This is a genomic window from Streptomyces sp. W16, assembly GCF_033194735.1.
Classification (GTDB): Bacteria; Actinomycetota; Actinomycetes; order Streptomycetales; family Streptomycetaceae; genus Streptomyces.
The window spans coordinates 1-17,137 of sequence record NZ_JAWOAI010000192.1 but is presented as its reverse complement, the minus strand read 5'-3'; the positions used below and the strand labels follow the sequence as shown (position 1 = coordinate 17,137).

Genomic DNA, 17,137 nt, shown 5'->3' with positions numbered 1-17,137 from the left:
GCTCCGGCCGGTCGAGGAAGCGGCCGATCGCGGAGAGCGCGGCCCCGATGTGCGCGACGAGCTCCCGCACGGTCCAGTCACCGAGCCGGGTAGGCAGCGCGAGCTGCCCGGGACTGAGGGCCGCCACCGCCTCTCGTACGTTCCCGAACTGGGCGAGAACCGCGGTGCGGGTCCTGGCCGGGTCATAGGTGCGGGCGCGCTTCTTGGCCGTGGGCATGGCGGCGAGCCTAGGGCCTGTTCGCGGATCAGGTCGCAGGAAAGCGACAGTGCCTGCCCCCGCGCCTGCAGCATGATCCGCCGGACAGGCCCTGGTGCTTGTCGCGCGGCGGTCTCACGGCGATTTCCGCCCGTAGTCGCCGAGCCCGTGCTCCACCAACGCGAAGGCGCGCTCGGCCCGTTCGGGGGCGTCGGCGGCGACCGTGGTGACCGGCTCGCCCGCGTCGATACGGTGGTAGTGCTCCTCGATCAGGGCGTTGCGGGCGGCGCTGATCATGGCGGCGGCGACCATGGCGAGCATCAGGTCGCCGGTCTCCTCGGCGAGGTGGGCGGCCATGTCCCGGGTGCCGCGCTGCGCGGCCAGGAAGGCGCGCTCCTTCAACACCGGGGTGGCCATGACGAGTTCGCGCAGTTGGCGGGCGAAGGGTTCGGTGTGCAGCCCGACCGCCGGATCGCGGGTCGCGACCATCTCCAGGAACTGCCGTCGTACGGCGTCCACGGCGGACTCACCGGCCGCGCGCTCACGCACCGCGCGCGCCGCGTCGCCGAAGTGCTCCTCCATGGGCCAGAAGACCAGGTCTTCCTTGGTGCCGAAGTAGTTGAAGACCGTCATCTTCGAGACGTCGGACGCGTCGGCGATCTCCTGCACGGAGACGCCGTCGAAACCGCGCTCGGAGAAGAGGTCGATCGCGGTCCGGATGATCCGCTTCGCCGTCTCCAGCTTCTTGCGCTCACGCAGTCCCATCGCTTCGGTCACGGGTTCACTGTACCAAGGCGAAATTTATTCCCGGATGAAATATTGACTCGGTACACGAAGAACCTTCATGGTGGTTGCCATGACCGAGACCCAGCGAAAAATCGGCTTCGCCGTCTGCCTCGTCACGATCGTGCTGGCCCTGCTCGACCTGCAGATCGTGTCCGCGGCGACCATCCCGATCGTCCGGGACCTCGACCCCGCCCACGGCATCGACAAGATCCCGTGGCTGATCAGTGCGTACGCCCTCGCGTCGGCGGCGATGCTCCCGCTTTACGGCAAGCTCTGCGACGTACACGGCCCCAAGCGGGTCTTCACCGCGGCGATCGCCACGTTCCTGCTCGGCTCGGCGCTGTGCGGTGCCGCGCGGTCGATGGATCAGCTCATCGCGGCCCGCGCCCTCCAGGGCCTGGGCGGGGGCGGGCTGATGAGCATCACGATGGTCGTGATCGCCCACCTGAAAGGACCGGGCAAGGAGGACTCCGGCAGGGGCGCGAACGCCGGCGGACTGGTGGCCGGCGGCGCGATGGCGGTCGGCCCGTGGATCGGCGGCCTGCTCGCCGACCACACGAACTGGCGGTGGATCTTCTACGTCAACCTGCCGGTGGGCATGGTGGTCCTGGTCACGGCCGTCTTCGCGCTGAAGCTCCCCGAGCATCATGTCCGGCGCCCGTTGGACTACTTGGGCGCGGGGCTGGCGGCCGGGTTCTCCAGCGCGCTGCTCCTGATGACGGACTGGGGCGGCAAGAAGTACGGGTGGGCTTCACCGCAGATCGTGGGCTTGGGCTTCGCTACGGCTGTGACGCTCGCCCTGTTCCTCTGGCGCCAACTCCGGGCGCCCGAGCCGGTGTTGCCGCTCTCCCTGTTCAAGGTCCGCGAACTGCGGCTGGGCTTCGCGGTGCAGGCGATTCTCGGCGGCGCGATGATGTGCGCGATCTACTACGTCCTGATCTATCTGCAGGTCGCGCGGGGCATCGCCAGCTCCTCGGCGGGCCTCTTCCTGGTGCCGCTGGCGGTGGGACTGGGGGCGGCGGGTCTGCTCACCGGGCCGCTGAGGGCGCGGGGCTGGTCGGCCCGGACGTTCACGCTCAGCGGTACGGCGACGACGGCACTCGCGTTCGCCCTGCTGGCCACGACGACCGGCCCGGACACCTCCCTGTGGCTGATCCGGGCCGAACTGCTGCTGGCGGGCGCGGGATTCGGCCAGCTGGCCGGCCAGCTGATCCTGCTGGTCCAGGACTCCGCGCCGCGCCATCAGCTGGGCGTGGCCACGACCTCGATCCGCTTCTTCCAGACCTTGGGCAACGCCCTGGGCACCGCGGCGTTCGGCACGGTACTGGCCCGTTTCTACGCCGGGCACGGGCCCGGCGGGGACATCGCGGCCCTGCCCCGGCTGACCGGGGCGACCCGGGTGGCGGGTGTGCAGGCCTTCGTGGACGCGACGCAGGTGGTGTTCTGGGGAGGGGCCGGGTTGATGGGCGTGGCCGCGGTGCTGGCCTGGCGGTTGCCCAAGTCCGGGGCGGACAAGGCCGGTTCGGTCACCGGTGACGAACTCGCCGGGGGTGAGCCGGCCGGAGGGCGCCCTATCGGCGGTCTGTCGGAGGTGTCGGCAGCGCGTCGGCGGGCTGTCGGCGCCGCGTTGAAATCTGATCGGGAACCCGCCGGACGACCGTCCGGCAGGCCCGCCAAACACAGGGAATCGTCATGACCACGCATGTCACGATCATCGGCGCCGGACTCGGCGGACTGACCCTCGCCCGCGTCCTGCACGTCCACGGCATACCGGCCACGGTCTACGAGGCGGAGGCCTCACCGATGGCCCGGCTCCAGGGCGGGATGCTCGACATCCACGACTACAACGGCCAACTCGCCCTGGAAGAAGCCGACTTGCTGGACGAGTTCCGCGCCATCGTCCTGGCGGGCCGCCAGGCGAGCCGCATCCTAGCCCCGGACGGAACCGTCCTGTTCGACGAGCCCGACGACGGCACGGGCAGCCGCCCCGAGGTGCAGCGCGGCGAGCTGCGGCAGATCCTGCTCGACTCGCTCCCGGCCGGCACCGTGCGGTGGGGACACAAGGTCAGCGGGGTGCGCTCGCTCGGCGAGGGCCGGCACGAGGTGACCTTCGCGGACGGCGGCACGGTCGTCACCGGTCTGCTCGTCGGGGCGGACGGCGCCTGGTCCCGCGTACGGCCGCTGCTGTCCGACGCCACCCCGGAGTATTTCGGCCGGACCTTCGTCGAGACCTATCTGTACGACGCCGAGACCCGGCATCCCGCCGCCGCGAAGGCGGTCGGCGGCGGATCGCTGTTCGTGCTCGACAAGGACGCGAAGGGGAGGTGGATCGGGGCGCACCGGGAGAGCGGCGAGACGCTGCACGCCTATGCGACGCTGGTCAGGCCGCTGGAGTGGTTCGATCGCATCGACTTCACCGATGCCGCCGCGGCCACCGCACGGATCGCCGCGGAGTTCGACGGCTGGGCCCCCGAGATCACCGCCCTGATCACCGACAGCGACACCGCTCCGGTGCTGCGGCCCCTCAACTCGCTGCCGATCGGGCACCGTTGGGACCGGGTGCCGGGAGTGACCCTGGTCGGCGACGCCGCCCACCTCGCGCCGCCGGACGGCGAGGGCGCCAACCTCGCCATGCAGGACGGCGCCGAACTCGCCCTGGCCGTCGCCGCGTACCCCGACGACATCGAGCAGGCGCTCACCGCGTACGAGGAGGCACTGTTCCCCCGTAGCGCCACAGCCGCCGTCGAGGCCGTGGCCACCAACGAGGCCGTAGCCCAGGACCTGCTCGCCTTCTTCGGCCAGAAAGCCCGGGCCGAGCAGGAGGCCTGACAAGCGAACCCTGCTAGCTCTTGGACGGCTGGAACGTGGCCGCCGCAGGGAACTTCAGGCCGGTGCAGTCGCGGCGGGCGGCGACATCCGTGACGTACGCCTCGAAGAGGGCCTGGAGCCGCTTCTGGACGACCTTGTTGTACGGATAGTCGCTGCTCAGCGTGTGGACGGCCGGCTGTCCGGCGCAGGTGGAGGAGGCCCACCACACGTTGTCGTTGCGGTCGTAACCCGCCGTGCCGGGGCTCAACGACACCTGGTCCCTGCCGTAGTGCTCCGTCGCGACCTCGCGTGCCTCGTCGCCGAAGTAGGAATCGGTCCGCAGCCAGAAGGGCGCGACCCGGAGCACGTCGTCGAGGGTGTCGGCGTGGGCTTCGTCCTCGCCGAGGCCGGGCCACATCCTGCGCACCTCCTTGTTGCTCACCCCGAGCAGGCAGCTCTCCTGCTGCGCGTGGGCGGCAGGGGTGGCCAGGGCGCGGTCGGGGAAACGCCAGCGGCCCTTCGCCGCGATGTATCCGGCGTACCAGCCGCATGTTCCGCCGGCCGACTTCGCGTTCACCAACTTCGCACTGGGCGTGGGCAGTTCGGCCGGAAGTGCGGGCAGCGTGGCCGTGCAGCCCAGCTTCTTCGCCGCCCGTACGGCCGCGGTGCGGGCCAGCCCGGCAAGCGTTCTGCGGTCGGCGTCCGTGACCGGGGCGTTCTCGAAGTACTTGGCCACGGTCATGGTGTTGATGGAGGTCGTCCCGCCGGACTTGTCGGTGCACTTGGCCTTCACGACGGCCGCGTTGCCGTAGTACACACCGAGCCGCCCGTCACCGATCGGGTACGGCGCCGTCTGCTCGGCCTCCCGTGTGACGTCGGCGTTCGCCGCCCTGCCCAACAACCCGAACGGGTTGTCCCACCCGCTCACCAACTGCGCGAAGTCGTCGCTCGGGTTCGACCAGACCGAGAGCAGGAAGTGGCCGTACGTGGTGCCCGGCTTCCCGACCCGGTAGATCTGACACTCCGTGGGCAGCGAGGCCTTGCCGAGGACGCCCATCGAGTCGTCCTCTCCGCTCCCCGCCCGCGCCCTCGTCGTACCGCCGTTGAGGTCCAGCACCTGGTCGGGGTCGACGAGTCCGGCGCAGGCCTTCGCGATCCGGTCCCGGCTGGCGGACCGGTCGAACTGGTCCCTCGCCTCCAGCCACAGCCCCCAGCCACCCGCACCGACCCCGAACACCGCTGCCACAGCCACGAGTTGGTTGAAGGCGTTGCGCCGACGGCTCCCTCGATCCGGAGTCAGCCAGCGGGAGCGCGGAAAGGGCACCCGGGCACGCTCGGAGGATTCAGGCGTGTGTTCACTGTCGAAACTCACGCGCACCTCCGGCCGCCGCCGCCGAACTCGCGTGTCCCCACCGGTACTTCCACGTTCCCGCTCCCCCGTTCCACGCCCACGAACCGTCGAAGTTAGCACGAGCGAAGGCCCTGCCCGGATCCCGGACAGGGCCTTCACATGCATGCGTTCCTACGACGGCATACGACGAACTACGCCAGCAGCGCCGGGATCGTCCCCTCGTGCGCCTCGCGCAGCTCCGCCAGGGACAGCGCGAACTCGCCCTGGATTTCGACGGATTCGCCGTCGACGACGCCGATGCGCGTGGCCGGGAGACCCCGCGCCCCGCACATGTCGTTGAAGCGCAGTTCCTCCGAGCGAGGGATCGCCACGACCGCACGCCCCGCCGACTCCGAGAACAGGAACGTGAACGCGTCGAGACCGTCGGGGACGATCAGGCGCGCGCCCTTCTCGCCCAACAGGGCCGATTCCACGACCGCCTGGATCAGACCGCCGTCGGACAGGTCGTGCGCCGAGTCGATCATGCCGTCGCGGGAGGCGGAGATCAGGATCTCGGCGAGCAGCCGCTCCCGCTCCAGGTCGACCTTCGGAGGCAGTCCGCCGAGGTGGTCGTGGACGACCTGCGACCAGGCCGACCCGCCGAACTCCTCGCGGGTGTCGCCGAGGAGGTAGAGCAGCTGGCCCTCCTCCTGGAAGGCGACCGGCGTGCGACGCGCGACGTCGTCGATGACGCCCAGCACGGCCACGACCGGGGTCGGGTGGATGGCGACGTCGCCCGTCTGGTTGTAGAGGGAGACATTGCCGCCCGTCACCGGCGTGCCCAACTGCTGGCAGGCGTCGGCCAGTCCACGGATCGCCTCCGCGAACTGCCACATCACCGCCGGGTCCTCGGGCGAACCGAAGTTCAGGCAGTCGGACACCGCGAGGGGCTTGGCACCCGTCGTCGCCACGTTCCGGTACGCCTCGGACAGCGCCAACTGCGCGCCCGCGTACGGGTCCAGCTTCGCGTAGCGGCCGTTGCCGTCCGTCGCGATGGCGACACCGAGGCCGGTCTCCTCGTCGATGCGGATCATGCCCGAGTCCTCGGGCTGCGCCAGCACCGTGTTGCCCTGCACGAAGTGGTCGTACTGGGACGTGATCCACTTCTTGGACGCCTGGTTCGGGGACGACACCAGCGCCAGGACCTGCGACTTCAGTTCCTCCGAAGTCCCGGGCCGGGCAAGCTTGTTGGCGTCGTCCGCCTGGAGCGCGTCCTGCCAGGACGGGCGGGCGTACGGGCGCTCGTAGACCGGGCCGTCGTGCGCGACCGTGCGCGGGTCGACGTCCACGATCTTGCCGCCGTGCCAGAAGATCTCCAGGCGGTCGCCGTCGGTCACCTCACCGATGACCGTGGCGATGACGTCCCACTTCTCGCAGATCTCCAGGAAGCGGTCGACCTTCGACGGCTCCACGACCGCGCACATCCGCTCCTGCGACTCGCTCATGAGGATTTCCTCGGGCGAGAGCGTGGAGTCGCGCAGCGGTACGTCGTCCAGGGTGACCGTCATGCCGCCGGAGCCGTTGGACGCCAACTCGCTTGTGGCGCAGGAGAGTCCGGCCGCGCCGAGGTCCTGGATGCCGACGACCAGCTTCTCGGCGAAGGCCTCAAGCGTGCACTCGATGAGGAGCTTCTCCTGGAAGGGGTCGCCCACCTGGACGGCGGGGCGCTTGCTCGGCTTCGCGTCGTCGAAGGTCTCGGACGCCAGGATCGACGCGCCGCCGATGCCGTCGCCGCCCGTGCGGGCGCCGTAGAGGATGACCTTGTTGCCCGCGCCGGAGGCCTTCGCGAGGTGGATGTCCTCGTGCCGCATGACGCCGATGGCGCCCGCGTTGACCAGCGGGTTGCCCTGGTAGCAGGCGTCGAAGACGACCTCGCCGCCGATGTTGGGCAGGCCCAGGCAGTTGCCGTAGCCGCCGATGCCCGCGACGACGCCCGGCAGGACGCGCTTGGTGTCGGGGTGGTCGGCCGCACCGAAGCGGAGCGGGTCGACCACGGCTACCGGCCTGGCACCCATTGCGATGATGTCGCGCACGATGCCGCCGACGCCCGTGGCCGCGCCCTGGTAGGGCTCCACGTACGACGGGTGGTTGTGCGACTCCACCTTGAAGGTGACCGCGTAGCCCTGGCCGACGTCGACGACGCCCGCGTTCTCGCCGATGCCGACGAGCAGGGCATCGCTCTGCGGGGCCTTCTCGCCGAACTGGCGGAGGTGGACCTTGGAGGACTTGTAGCTGCAGTGCTCGGACCACATGACCGAGTACATGGCGAGCTCGGCACCGGTGGGCCGGCGGCCGAGGATCTCCACGACCTTCTCGTACTCGTCCTTCTTCAGGCCGAGTTCGGCCCAGGGCAGCTCGACGTCGGGGGTCTCGGCCGCGTGCTCGACCGTGTCCAGAGGCGTCCGGCTCATGCGTTGACCAGCTTCTTGAGGATCGAGGTGAAGAAGGGAAGGCCGTCGGTGCGGCCGGACCCGATCAGCGGCTCGACCGCGTGCTCGGGGTGCGGCATGAGGCCTACGACGTTCCCGGCGGCGTTCGTGATGCCGGCGATGTCGCGCAGCGAGCCGTTCGGATTCACGTCCAGGTAGCGGAAGACGACCCGGCCCTCGGCCTCCAGCTCGTCGAGCGTGTGCTCGTCGGCGACGTAGCGGCCGTCCATGTTCTTCAGCGGGATGTGGATCTCCTGGCCGGCGGTGTAGTCGCCGGTCCAGGCGGTGTCCGCGTTCTCCACCCGCAGTTTCTGGTCACGGCAGATGAAGTGCAGGTGGTTGTTGCCGAGCATCGCGCCGGGGAGGAGGTGCGCCTCGGTGAGGATCTGGAAGCCGTTGCAGATACCGAGGACGGGGAGTCCCGACTTCGCCTGCTCGATGACCGTCTCCATCACCGGCGAGAAGCGGGAGATGGCACCCGCGCGCAGATAGTCGCCGTAGGAAAAACCGCCCGGGAGGACGACCGCGTCGACCTGGTGGAGGTTCTTGTCCTTGTGCCAGAGGGCGACCGGTTCGGCGCCGGCGAGGCGGATCGCGCGCTGGGTGTCGCGGTCGTCGAGGCTGCCCGGGAAAGTGACGACGCCAATACGAGCGGTCACTTCGCGGCCTCCGCGACTTCCTCCACCTTGACGGTGAAGTCCTCGATCACGGTGTTGGCGAGGAAGGATTCCGCAAGATCGTGGATGCGGGCGAGCGCGGCCTCGTCGACCGGTCCGTCAACTTCCAGTTCGAATCGCTTTCCCTGACGTACGTCGGAGATGCCTTCGAAACCCAGGCGTGGCAGCGCACGCTGGACCGCCTGGCCCTGGGGGTCGAGGATCTCCGGCTTGAGCATGACGTCGACTACGACGCGTGCCACTGGCACTCCCGGTGTTGTGGTGCTGAGCAGGTTCCTGCGGGTCTTCGACAGGTGACTTCAGACTACCTGCACAAAATTTCTACGCGAGTAGAGTTGTAGGAATCTACGTGAGGACCATCACGATCCGGTGTCGGGTGGGGGTCTTCACGAAAAGTTCAGGGAAAGATCCCGGATCGATCCCTGTTCACTATTGCGCGGAGACACGCGGGAAGATTTAGTCGGGCTTCACATTGCATTGCCGGGCACTGTACAAATGAATTGGCAATAGCCGATACTTTGCCCATTAACAGGCGGACAGTCGACATCTCCGCACCTCCGTGGCGTCTCCGTGCGCCCTCGCGGATAGTGCGGTTTCAGGTGTCGCACGAAGGGACCGATATTCGTGGCGCAGAAGGTCGTGGTCACTCTCTTTGACGACATCGACGGCTCGGAAGCGGCGGAGACGATCGCCTTCGGACTCGACGGCAAGTCGTACGAGATCGACCTGAATCAAGCCAATGCCAAGAAACTGCGTAAGGCGCTCGCGCCGTACGTGGACGCAGGTCGCAAGCGGTCGAGGTCGGGCAAGGCCTACCGCCAGACCGAGGTGGCCCCCGACCCGGCGGCGGTCCGCGCCTGGGCACAGGCGAACAAGATGGACGTACCGGCCCGCGGACGCATCCCCAAGAAGGTCTACGAGGCGTTCGCCGCCGCGCAGTAGGAAGCTCCGAAGAGCTGGGCCTGCCCGGGGGCCGACGGCGGGTCACCGGGCCCTCGGGGGAACCGACTTGCGCTGCACCCCTCCTGGTCAGCTAGAGTTCGGAGCACGCCGAGGGGCGAGGCCGAAAGGCCCAGCTCACGGAGTACATGCGGGTGTAGTTCAGTAGCAGAACATCCTCCTTCCAGGGGGAAGGCGCAGTGTGCGATCCCTGTCACCCGCTCTGCATCACCGTCCGGACCACTTCGTGGATCGGGTAGGCTGATGCTCGCGCCGATCAGTGAGAGCTGGTCGGAGGCAATGCGGACGTAGCTCAGTTGGTAGAGCGCAACCTTGCCAAGGTTGAGGTCGCCAGTTCGAACCTGGTCGTCCGCTCGGGAACAAGACCCCGGTCCACTGGACCGGGGTCTTTTCGTGTGCCTCGACTCCCGTCTGACATTTGTCATGCCGAGTGATGACAGCGCGCACTGCTGCCGCGCCCCCACCGCCGGGACGCTGAAGTCATGGACACCAACGAACACGAACACGTGATTGAGGTCACCGACCTACGCCGTGTGTACGGGGGCGGGTTCGAGGCTATGCGGGGGATCACATTCTCCGTGCGGCGCGGAGAGGTCTTCGCGCTCCTTGGCACCAACGGCGCCGGCAAGACCTCGACCGTCGAAGTGCTGGAGGGCCTCGCGGCGCCGTCCGGCGGCAGGGTGCGCGTCCTCGGCCACGATCCCCACACCGAGCGGGCCGCCGTACGGCCGCGGACCGGGGTGATGCTGCAGGAGGGCGGCTTCCCGTCCGAGCTGACCGTCGCCGAGACCACGCGGATGTGGGCCGGCTGCACGAGCGGGGCACGGCCGGTGCCGGAGGCGCTCGCGCTGGTCGGGCTGGAGCAGCGGGCGGCCGTACGGGTGAAGCAGTTGTCCGGGGGTGAACGGCGGCGGCTCGATCTCGCGCTCGCGCTGCTCGGGGAGCCCGAGGTGCTGTTCCTCGACGAACCGACCACCGGCCTCGACGCCGAAGGGCGCCGCGACACCTGGGAGTTGGTGCGGGCGCTGCGCGACGGCGGTACGACCGTGCTGCTGACCACGCACTACCTGGAGGAGGCCGAGGGCCTCGCCGACCGGCTGGCGATCCTGCACGACGGACGGATCGCGGTCACCGGGACTCCGGCCGAGGTGACGGCGGGGCGGCCCTCGCGGATCTCCTTCGAACTGCCCGCCGGGTACTTCGTGGGCGATCTGCCGCCGCTCGCGGAACTGGGGGTCGTCGGGCACGAGGTGGCCGGGAGGGTCGTACGGCTGGAGACGCATGAGCTGCAGCGGGCGGCCACCGGGCTGTTGGTGTGGGCCGAGCGGGCACGGATCGAGTTGCGACGGCTGGATGTGCGCTCGGCGTCGCTGGAGGAGGCGTTCCTCGGGATCGCCAGGGAAGCGGGCGCGGCCCGCGCGAAGGCGGCGGTGGCATGAGCACGGTGACGACGACCCCGGCCGGGCGCGGCTGGACGAGCCGGCCGACGACGACTCCGGCCGGGCGGCTGCGGGCGCTGGCACGGGCCGAGCTGACGCTGCTCGGGCGGAACCGGAACGTGGTGGTCACGGCGTTGCTCGTGCCGCTCGCGCTGCCGTTCAGCGTGCGGCCCGCGGTCGACCAGATGGATCTGAAGGGGGAGGGACTGTCGGTCGGCGCGGTGATGCTGACCGCCGCGATCGGCTTCTCGCTGCTCTTCGCCGTGTACTCGGCACTGGTGAGCGCCTTCGTCGCGCGCCGCGAGGAACTGGTCCTCAAGCGGCTGCGCACCGGCGAGCTCGGCGACTCCGAGATCCTCGCCGGTACCGCGCTCCCGTCGGTGTGCCTCGGGTTCGTGCAGTCCCTGCTGCTGGCCGCGGCCTGCGCGCTGCTGCTCGACGCCGGGGCCCCCAGGGCGCCCCAACTCGCCCTCCTGGGGCTGCTGTTCGGGCTCGCCCTGTGCGTCGGTCTCGCGGCCGTCACGGCGAGTTTCACCAGGACGGCGGAGAGCGCGCAGGTGACCGCGCTGCCCGTGCTGTTCCTGTCCATGCTCGGCTCCGGGATCATCATCCCGGACCAGCTGCTGCCCGACCGGATGGCCAGGGTCTGCGAATTCCTCCCGCTCTCCCCCGCGATCCGGCTGATCAGCGGCGGCTGGACCGGCGGCCTGTCCACGAGCGCCACCCTGGGCGCGCTCGCGACGGCGGTGGCCTGGACCGTCGTCGCGGTGTTTGCTGTACGGCGGTGGTTCCGCTGGGAACCGCGGCGCTGACCTACGGAGAGCACCGGATCATGCGGACACCAGGAGGCGCGGGCGACACGGCCGACACGGGCGGCTCCGATGACACGGGCGGCTCGGGCGGCATAGGCGGCTCGGGCGGCTGGTGGGGGCGGAAGAGCACGCCCGGGAAGGTCGAGGCGTACACCCGGTGGTCGTTCCACTTCTTCGCGCTGATCGAAGCGACGGCGGTCGGGCTGCCGGCCTTCGCCCAGACCGGCGCCGGAACCGCGAGCCGGCTGGCGGTGGCCGTGGCCGGGCACGCCGTGCTGTGTTCCCGGGTCTCCGCGCAGGCCCTCGACTGGACACGCGGTCGGCGGGAGCAGCCCGTACGACTGCTGTGGGCGCTCGGTGCGGTCACCGCGCTGATCGCCGCCGTCGCGCTCGTGCTCCGGGAGCGGGGGTCCGGCGGTGAGGATCTGCGGGCCGCCGCGAGCACGGTCTTCGTGGGGGTGCTGGGCTTCGGCGCCGGCACGTTGACGCTCGGCCTGCGCGGACGGCGGCAGGTCCTGAACGTCGTGGCGGGGTGCGTGGCCGGTGCGCTGTTCGCGCAGTTCGCGCTCGGCTCGACCGCAGGCGCCACGCTCGGTACTGGGCTCGCCGTCCTCTTCACCGCCGGCGGCCTCGCCTTCACCGCCGCCTTCTCCGTGTGGCTCCTCGACGCCGTCTACGAACTCGACGAGGCCCGCGAGACCCGGGCCCGGCTCGCCGTCGCCGAGGAACGGCTGCGGTTCGGGCGCGACCTGCACGACGTGATGGGCCGCAACCTGTCGGTGATCGCGCTGAAGAGCGAACTGGCCGTGCAGCTGGCGCGGCGCGGGCGGGCCGAGGCCGTGGAGCAGATGATCGAGGTGCAGCGGATCGCGCGGGAGTCGCAACGGGAGGTACGGGATGTCGTACGGGGCTATCGCGAGGCCGCACTCGATGTCGAACTGGCCGGTGCGCAGGGCGTGTTGACCGCTGCGGGCATCGAGTGCGAGGTGACCGGGGAGGCGGCGGGGCTGCCGGCCGAGGTGCAGTCGGCGCTCGGCTGGGTGGTACGCGAGGCGACGACCAACGTACTGCGGCACGGCAACGCGGGGCGCTGCGCGGTCGCGGTCCGGGTGGCGGCGGGGAGTGTGGTGCTGACAGTGGAGAACGACGGGGCCAAGACGGTCGACGGGGGTACCGGCGGTGGGGCGGGGCTCGTGGGGCTGCGGGAGAGGTTGACCGCGGTGGGCGGCGAACTGGAGGCGGGGTCCGTGGACGGCGAGCGTTTCCGGGTGGTGGCGACCGTGCCGCTGCCCGCGGTGGCAGGGGGTGTCGCGTCGTGACCACCGCCGTCGTACGGCTGCTGCTCGCCGATGACGAGCATCTGATCCGGGGGGCGCTGGCCGCGCTGCTCGGGCTTGAGGACGATCTGCTGGTGGTCGCGGAGGCGGCGACCGGGCCCGAGGCGCTGGCCATGGCGCGGGCGCACCGGCCCGATGTCGCCGTACTGGATCTGCAGATGCCGGGGGCGGACGGTGTGAAGGTCGCCACATCCCTGCGCACCGAACTGCCCGACTGCCAGGTCCTGATCGTGACCGGACACGGCAGGCCCGGCCATCTGAAGCGGGCGCTCGCGGCGGGTGTGCGGGGGTTCGTCCCGAAGACGGTCAGCGCGCAGCGGCTCGCGGAGATCATCCGCACGGTGCATGCAGGACAGCGGTACGTCGACCCGGAGTTGGCCGCCGACGCCATCTCCGCCGGGGACTCGCCACTGACCGCGCGTGAGGCCGAGGTCCTGGAACTGGCCGCCGACGGGGCGCCGGTCGCGGAGATCGCCGAACGGGCCGCGCTCTCGCAGGGCACCGTACGGAACTACCTCTCCTCGGCCGTCTCGAAGCTCGGTGCGGAGAACCGGCATACGGCAGTGCGTCTCGCACGCGAGCGAGGTTGGGTATAGTTGCTCTCGCGCCACGGCGCAGCGCGGACGTAGCTCAGTTGGTAGAGCGCAACCTTGCCAAGGTTGAGGTCGCCAGTTCGAACCTGGTCGTCCGCTCAAAGTAGAAACCCCGGTCCGGGTGGACCGGGGTTTTTCATGCCCTCTAGGCCCAGTTCAGGCCCGTGAGGCGCTCGTACGCCTCGATGTACTTCGCGCGGGTCGCGTCCACGACCTGCTGCGGAAGTGCCGGCGGCGGCTGCTCGCTCTTGCGGTCCCAGCCGGACTCCGGCCCGGTCAGCCAGTCGCGCACGAACTGCTTGTCGTACGACGGCTGCGCGTGCCCCGGCTCCCAGGTCTCGGCCGGCCAGAAGCGGGACGAGTCCGGGGTGAGGACCTCGTCGGCGGCGATCAGCGTCTCGCCCTCGAAGCCGAACTCGAACTTCGTGTCCGCGAGGATGATGCCCCGGTCACGCGCGATGTCCCGGGCGCGGCCGTAGACCGCGAGGGTCGCCTGCCGCAGCTGCGCGGCGGTGTCCGCGCCGACCTGCCGGGCGACCTCCTCGTACGACACGTTCTCGTCGTGCTCTCCTACGGCGGCCTTGGTGGCCGGGGTGAAGATCGGCGCGGGGAGTTCGCTGCCGTCGACCAGGCCCTCGGGGAGGGCGAGGCCGCAGACCGTGCGGGACGCGTTGTACTCCACCAGGCCTGAGCCGGTGAGGTAGCCGCGGGCCACGCACTCCACCGGGACCATCCGGAGTGACTTGCAGATGAGGGTGCGGCCCGCCCAGTCGGCGGGGGCGCCGGGCGGGAGTTCGGTGCCGAGGACGTGGTTGGGGATCAGGTCGGCGAGCTGGTCGAACCACCAGAGGGAGAGTTGCGTGAGGACGCGGCCCTTGTCCGGGATCTCGGTGGGCAGCACCCAGTCGTACGCGGACATGCGGTCGCTGGCGACCATCACGAGCTCGCCCGCCTCGTTCTGGTACAGCTCGCGCACCTTGCCGGTGTGGAGGTGCGTCAGGCCCGGGACCTGGAGCGGCTCGGGCTTTTCTACGAATCCGGACACGGTTCCTCCAGTGGGTCTCTCCAACTGGCTCGATTGTCCCGTATGCGGGGCTGCCCTCCGGTCACGGGGTCAGTCGTGCTTGCAGATGCGGTCCAGGAGGTTGGCCGTGGCGCGCTGGACGCGGGCGTCGACATGGCCGGGGCGGTCCAGGGCCGGTGACCAGGCGAAGGTGCCGGAGGCGAAGACCAGGGAGCCGGACGGCGCCCGGTACAGGGAGGTCTCCTGGTGGCGGAGGGCGCCCTCGCCGTCCGTGTACGGGGAGTGTGCGAGCAGGATGCGCTCCTCGTGCGGGGGGAGCTGGGTGCGTGGGAAGTAACGGTCCGCCTCGCCCGCGACCAGGCCCTCGATCCCGTCGCCCTCGCCGGCACCGGTCGCCTCCCACAGCCAGTGGTCGGCGTTACGGACGATCAGGGGGTGCGGCTCGGGCACCCGTCCCGCGTACTGGATACCCACCAACTGCTGCTCGGGGCGGTCGACTTCGCGCCACAGCACCGGGCGGCCCGGGCCCCGGCGCTTGCGGCAGGTGAGCAGCCGGTCGGGGACACCGGACGGGGAGGGCGCCAACTCGACTTGCCAGTACATGGTGTTGGCGGAGAGGAAGACGAGTGACGTGCCGTGCTCGCGGGCCAGTTCGACGGTACGGCGCATGGGGGTCGACCAGTACTCGTCGTGGCCCGGGAAGACCAACCCCCGGTAACGGGTGGGGTCGACATGGCCCGCGTGCAGATCGCGGGCGTCGGCGTAGGCGAGGTCGTAGCCGTAGCGCTCGGCCCAGCGGATGAAGTCGTAGGCGTGGCCCACGTGCAGGGGGAGGCCCGCGCCCGCGTACGGGCGGTCGAAGGAGACCGTCGTCGCGGCCTCGGACTCGCCGAGCAGCCGGCCGTCGTCGTCCCAGGCGTGGTAGAGGCTCGCGCCGGTGTGGCCGTCCTCCGGGTAGAGGTTGTACGCCTGCCAGGTGATGTCCGGCAGCAGGAGGAGCAGGTCGGCGGGGTGCCTGTCGCGGACCGTGAACGGGATGTGGGAGCGGTAGCCGTCGGCGGTGGTGAGGACGGCGACGTAGGCGCCGATGCTCCAGTAGCTCGGGATCTGCAGCCGCCAGGACAGCCACCAGTGATGGCAGGAGACCGTGCGGTCGGCGGTGAGCGGCGGGGGCTGGACGATGCCCGAGAGACGGGGACTGGTGGTGATCTTGGCGGCGCCGTCACCGCCGTAGTGGCCGATGCGGTAGATGTCGACGCCGAACTCCTGGGGCGGGTCGACCGTGACATGGAAGTCGAGGGCCTCGCCGGGTGCGACCGCGCTCGCGGAGGTGAACCCCTTGATCTGCCGGCGCACGTCGTCGGCGGAGCGCGGGCCGCCGCCCCCGGACGCGCGCGGGGCGGGGAGCCTGGGGGCGTTTCCGCCGGGGGTGCGGGCGGGAGTGAGGGCGGGGGTCGGGTCCACGTACCAAGGGACCACGTGGCCGGTGTCGTCGAAGTAGGTCTCGCTGCCGCGGAGCCAGGGGACGGGGCCCTGTCCGAAGGGGTCCGTCACGGCGTGCGCCAGCGCTCCCGACTCCCAGCGGCGGATCTGCTCCGACCCCATGTCGCTCCCCTCCCTGGTGCCCCCGTGCTGGTTCTTCGTCCAACTGTCGTATGCCGTAAGCCTTTGCCAGAGACGGGACGGCGTACGGGATCGGCCCCAGCACATCACATTAAGCACTCACTCTGTCACTGGTCGTTGCGAATTGACCAAAAGTGGAGCCCTGGATTCCGATGCGGGTGGGGCGTCGAGGGGGCGCGACGTCAGACGAGGCGTACCGGCTTCTCCGGGCGTATGCCCAGGTCGATCAGCCACGCCCGCAGCGGGGCCGGGTCGCCGTCCTCCACGAGGCTGAGGACCCTTGGGGCGAGGTCGGCCGCTCTCGCGCCGTTGACAAGCAGGGTGGGGCCGTCGAGCCAGTCGAGGCCGGGGGTCGCGCCGGCCGTGTCCATCGCGGCGCAGCACACCATCGCCGTGACGTGATCGGCGAGCAACTCCCGTCCGGTGCGCGGGGGTTGGAGCGGGAAGAGGGGCAGCGAGCCGTCGTCCCAGAGCGCGGAGTCGGGCCACTGCCCGGACGGGACCGAACCGGTCGCCGGGGCCGCCGCCTCCTCCCGCGCCAACTCCGCGGTGAGCCCGGCGACGAGCGCCGCGCTGTGCGGCGGGCAGCTTTCGCCGAGCTCGTCGTCGTCGGCCGCCATCGCCTTGTAGGGCTCAGGGGAGTGAGGGGCGGCGTCCGGTTCCGTGGGTGGAGTGGTGACGGTCGGCTCTGTCGCGTACCGCTCACCGTCCGCGTCAGCAGCCGCATGGTCGTCGGTCTCGCCGTAGCGCCCCTCCGCCGCCGGGTCCGTCAGGTGGTCCACCACTCGGGCCAGGGTCGGGGCGTCGTGGTGCGGGGTGACGGGGTCGGGGGAACGGCGGACGCCGAGGGTGTCCAGGACGCGGTGGAGGCGGGCCGCGTCGGTGCGCCAGGTGCGGTCGACGACCTCCTCCGGGTACTCCTGCCAGTCCACCGGCGCCCAGTCGGGACCGGCCTCGGCCGGGCCGCCGTGGAAGAGGCGGGCGGCGAGGAGCGAGGTCGCCTCGTCGATCGTGCCGGGCTCTTCGAGCAGGTCACAGGCGGGGCGCTCGCCGAGCCGGGAGG

General features: G+C 70.5%; 15 protein-coding genes, 3 tRNA genes and 1 pseudogene. 10 read left to right on the top strand and 9 right to left on the bottom strand.

The genetic code is table 11. From position 1 onward, the window contains the following. On the bottom strand, positions 1–217 hold a 217-nt coding region (locus R6V09_RS24890; RefSeq protein WP_317883647.1), incomplete at its 3' end, for a maleylpyruvate isomerase N-terminal domain-containing protein. Between the two features lie 114 nt (positions 218–331). Continuing rightward, entirely contained in the window at positions 332–973 is a 642-nt protein-coding gene (locus R6V09_RS24885; RefSeq protein ID WP_317883646.1) for a TetR/AcrR family transcriptional regulator, read from the bottom strand. Positions 974–1,052: 79 nt separating this feature from the next. Between R6V09_RS24885 and R6V09_RS24880 the strand changes: the two genes are divergently transcribed. Next, on the top strand, positions 1,053–2,678 hold the full coding sequence (locus R6V09_RS24880; RefSeq protein WP_317883645.1) for an MFS transporter: 1,626 nt from the start codon (positions 1,053–1,055) through the stop codon (positions 2,676–2,678). Further along, positions 2,675–3,811, top strand: coding sequence for an FAD-dependent oxidoreductase (locus R6V09_RS24875; protein WP_317883644.1), 1,137 nt, complete (start codon positions 2,675–2,677; stop codon positions 3,809–3,811). Before R6V09_RS24880 ends, R6V09_RS24875 begins: the two co-directional genes overlap by 4 nt. Positions 3,812–3,824: 13 nt before the next feature. Here R6V09_RS24875 and R6V09_RS24870 read toward each other — a convergent pair whose 3' ends face one another. The 4 genes from R6V09_RS24870 to purS form a co-directional block, all read right to left on the bottom strand. Next, positions 3,825–5,162 carry a hypothetical protein gene (locus R6V09_RS24870; protein ID WP_317883643.1) on the bottom strand — a complete coding sequence of 446 codons (1,338 nt, stop codon included), beginning with the start codon at positions 5,160–5,162 and terminating at the stop codon, positions 3,825–3,827. Positions 5,163–5,332: 170 nt separating this feature from the next. Next, positions 5,333–7,591: a phosphoribosylformylglycinamidine synthase subunit PurL gene (gene purL, locus R6V09_RS24865; protein ID WP_317883642.1), complete on the bottom strand. Its 2,259-nt coding sequence runs from the start codon at positions 7,589–7,591 to the stop codon at positions 5,333–5,335. Beyond that, entirely contained in the window at positions 7,588–8,268 is a 681-nt protein-coding gene (purQ, locus tag R6V09_RS24860; RefSeq protein ID WP_317883641.1) for a phosphoribosylformylglycinamidine synthase subunit PurQ, read from the bottom strand. Before purQ ends, purL begins: the two co-directional genes overlap by 4 nt. Next, positions 8,265–8,528, bottom strand: a complete 264-nt coding sequence (purS, locus tag R6V09_RS24855; protein ID WP_015659417.1) for a phosphoribosylformylglycinamidine synthase subunit PurS — start codon at positions 8,526–8,528, stop codon at positions 8,265–8,267. The genes purQ and purS overlap by 4 nt, the downstream gene beginning before the upstream one ends. A 382-nt stretch (positions 8,529–8,910) precedes the next feature. Here purS and R6V09_RS24850 point away from each other — a divergent pair, with 382 nt between their 5' ends. The 8 genes from R6V09_RS24850 to R6V09_RS24815 all read left to right on the top strand — a co-directional run bounded on the left by R6V09_RS24850 (position 8,911) and on the right by R6V09_RS24815 (position 13,526). Next, positions 8,911–9,228, top strand: a complete 318-nt coding sequence (locus R6V09_RS24850; RefSeq protein ID WP_019073805.1) for a histone-like nucleoid-structuring protein Lsr2 — start codon at positions 8,911–8,913, stop codon at positions 9,226–9,228. Positions 9,229–9,376: 148 nt separating this feature from the next. Next, a tRNA-Gly gene (locus tag R6V09_RS24845) sits at positions 9,377–9,448 on the top strand. 79 nt (positions 9,449–9,527) lie between these two features. Continuing rightward, positions 9,528–9,600, top strand: a tRNA-Gly gene (locus R6V09_RS24840). 128 nt (positions 9,601–9,728) lie between these two features. Next, the gene (locus R6V09_RS24835) at positions 9,729–10,685 is read left to right on the top strand and encodes an ABC transporter ATP-binding protein (protein ID WP_317883640.1); all 957 of its coding nucleotides are present in this window, start codon (positions 9,729–9,731) and stop codon (positions 10,683–10,685) included. Continuing rightward, positions 10,682–11,497, top strand: coding sequence for an ABC transporter permease (locus R6V09_RS24830; protein WP_317883639.1), 816 nt, complete (start codon positions 10,682–10,684; stop codon positions 11,495–11,497). Before R6V09_RS24835 ends, R6V09_RS24830 begins: the two co-directional genes overlap by 4 nt. Next, positions 11,470–12,816, top strand: a complete 1,347-nt coding sequence (locus tag R6V09_RS24825; RefSeq protein WP_317883638.1) for a sensor histidine kinase — start codon at positions 11,470–11,472, stop codon at positions 12,814–12,816. Before R6V09_RS24830 ends, R6V09_RS24825 begins: the two co-directional genes overlap by 28 nt. Next, positions 12,813–13,430 (top strand): response regulator transcription factor, encoded by a 618-nt coding sequence (locus R6V09_RS24820; protein ID WP_317883637.1) that lies wholly within the window; start codon positions 12,813–12,815, stop codon positions 13,428–13,430. Before R6V09_RS24825 ends, R6V09_RS24820 begins: the two co-directional genes overlap by 4 nt. Before the next feature lie 23 nt (positions 13,431–13,453). Then, positions 13,454–13,526 (top strand) — tRNA-Gly (locus tag R6V09_RS24815). A gap of 46 nt (positions 13,527–13,572) precedes the next feature. Here R6V09_RS24815 and R6V09_RS24810 read toward each other — a convergent pair. The 3 genes and pseudogenes from R6V09_RS24810 to R6V09_RS24800 form a co-directional block, all read right to left on the bottom strand. Continuing rightward, positions 13,573–14,472, bottom strand: a complete 900-nt coding sequence (locus tag R6V09_RS24810) for a phosphoribosylaminoimidazolesuccinocarboxamide synthase (RefSeq protein WP_317883636.1) — start codon at positions 14,470–14,472, stop codon at positions 13,573–13,575. A gap of 69 nt (positions 14,473–14,541) precedes the next feature. Continuing rightward, positions 14,542–16,056 carry a N,N-dimethylformamidase beta subunit family domain-containing protein gene (locus R6V09_RS24805; protein WP_317883635.1) on the bottom strand — a complete coding sequence of 505 codons (1,515 nt, stop codon included), beginning with the start codon at positions 16,054–16,056 and terminating at the stop codon, positions 14,542–14,544. Positions 16,057–16,256: 200 nt separating this feature from the next. Continuing rightward, positions 16,257–17,137 (bottom strand): annotated as a pseudogene (locus R6V09_RS24800) (hypothetical protein); the annotation flags it as partial.

Bases quoted from the DNA above. Each gene is read 5' to 3' on its own strand.
- purL (WP_317883642.1), bottom strand. From the start codon at position 7,591: ATGAGCCGGACGCCTCTGGACACGGTCGAGCACGCGGCCGAGACCCCC.
- R6V09_RS24875 (WP_317883644.1), top strand. From the start codon at position 2,675: ATGACCACGCATGTCACGATCATCGGCGCCGGACTCGGCGGACTGACC.
- R6V09_RS24830 (WP_317883639.1), top strand. From the start codon at position 10,682: ATGAGCACGGTGACGACGACCCCGGCCGGGCGCGGCTGGACGAGCCGG.
- R6V09_RS24835 (WP_317883640.1), top strand. From the start codon at position 9,729: ATGGACACCAACGAACACGAACACGTGATTGAGGTCACCGACCTACGC.
- R6V09_RS24880 (WP_317883645.1), top strand. From the start codon at position 1,053: ATGACCGAGACCCAGCGAAAAATCGGCTTCGCCGTCTGCCTCGTCACG.
- R6V09_RS24805 (WP_317883635.1), bottom strand. From the start codon at position 16,056: ATGGGGTCGGAGCAGATCCGCCGCTGGGAGTCGGGAGCGCTGGCGCAC.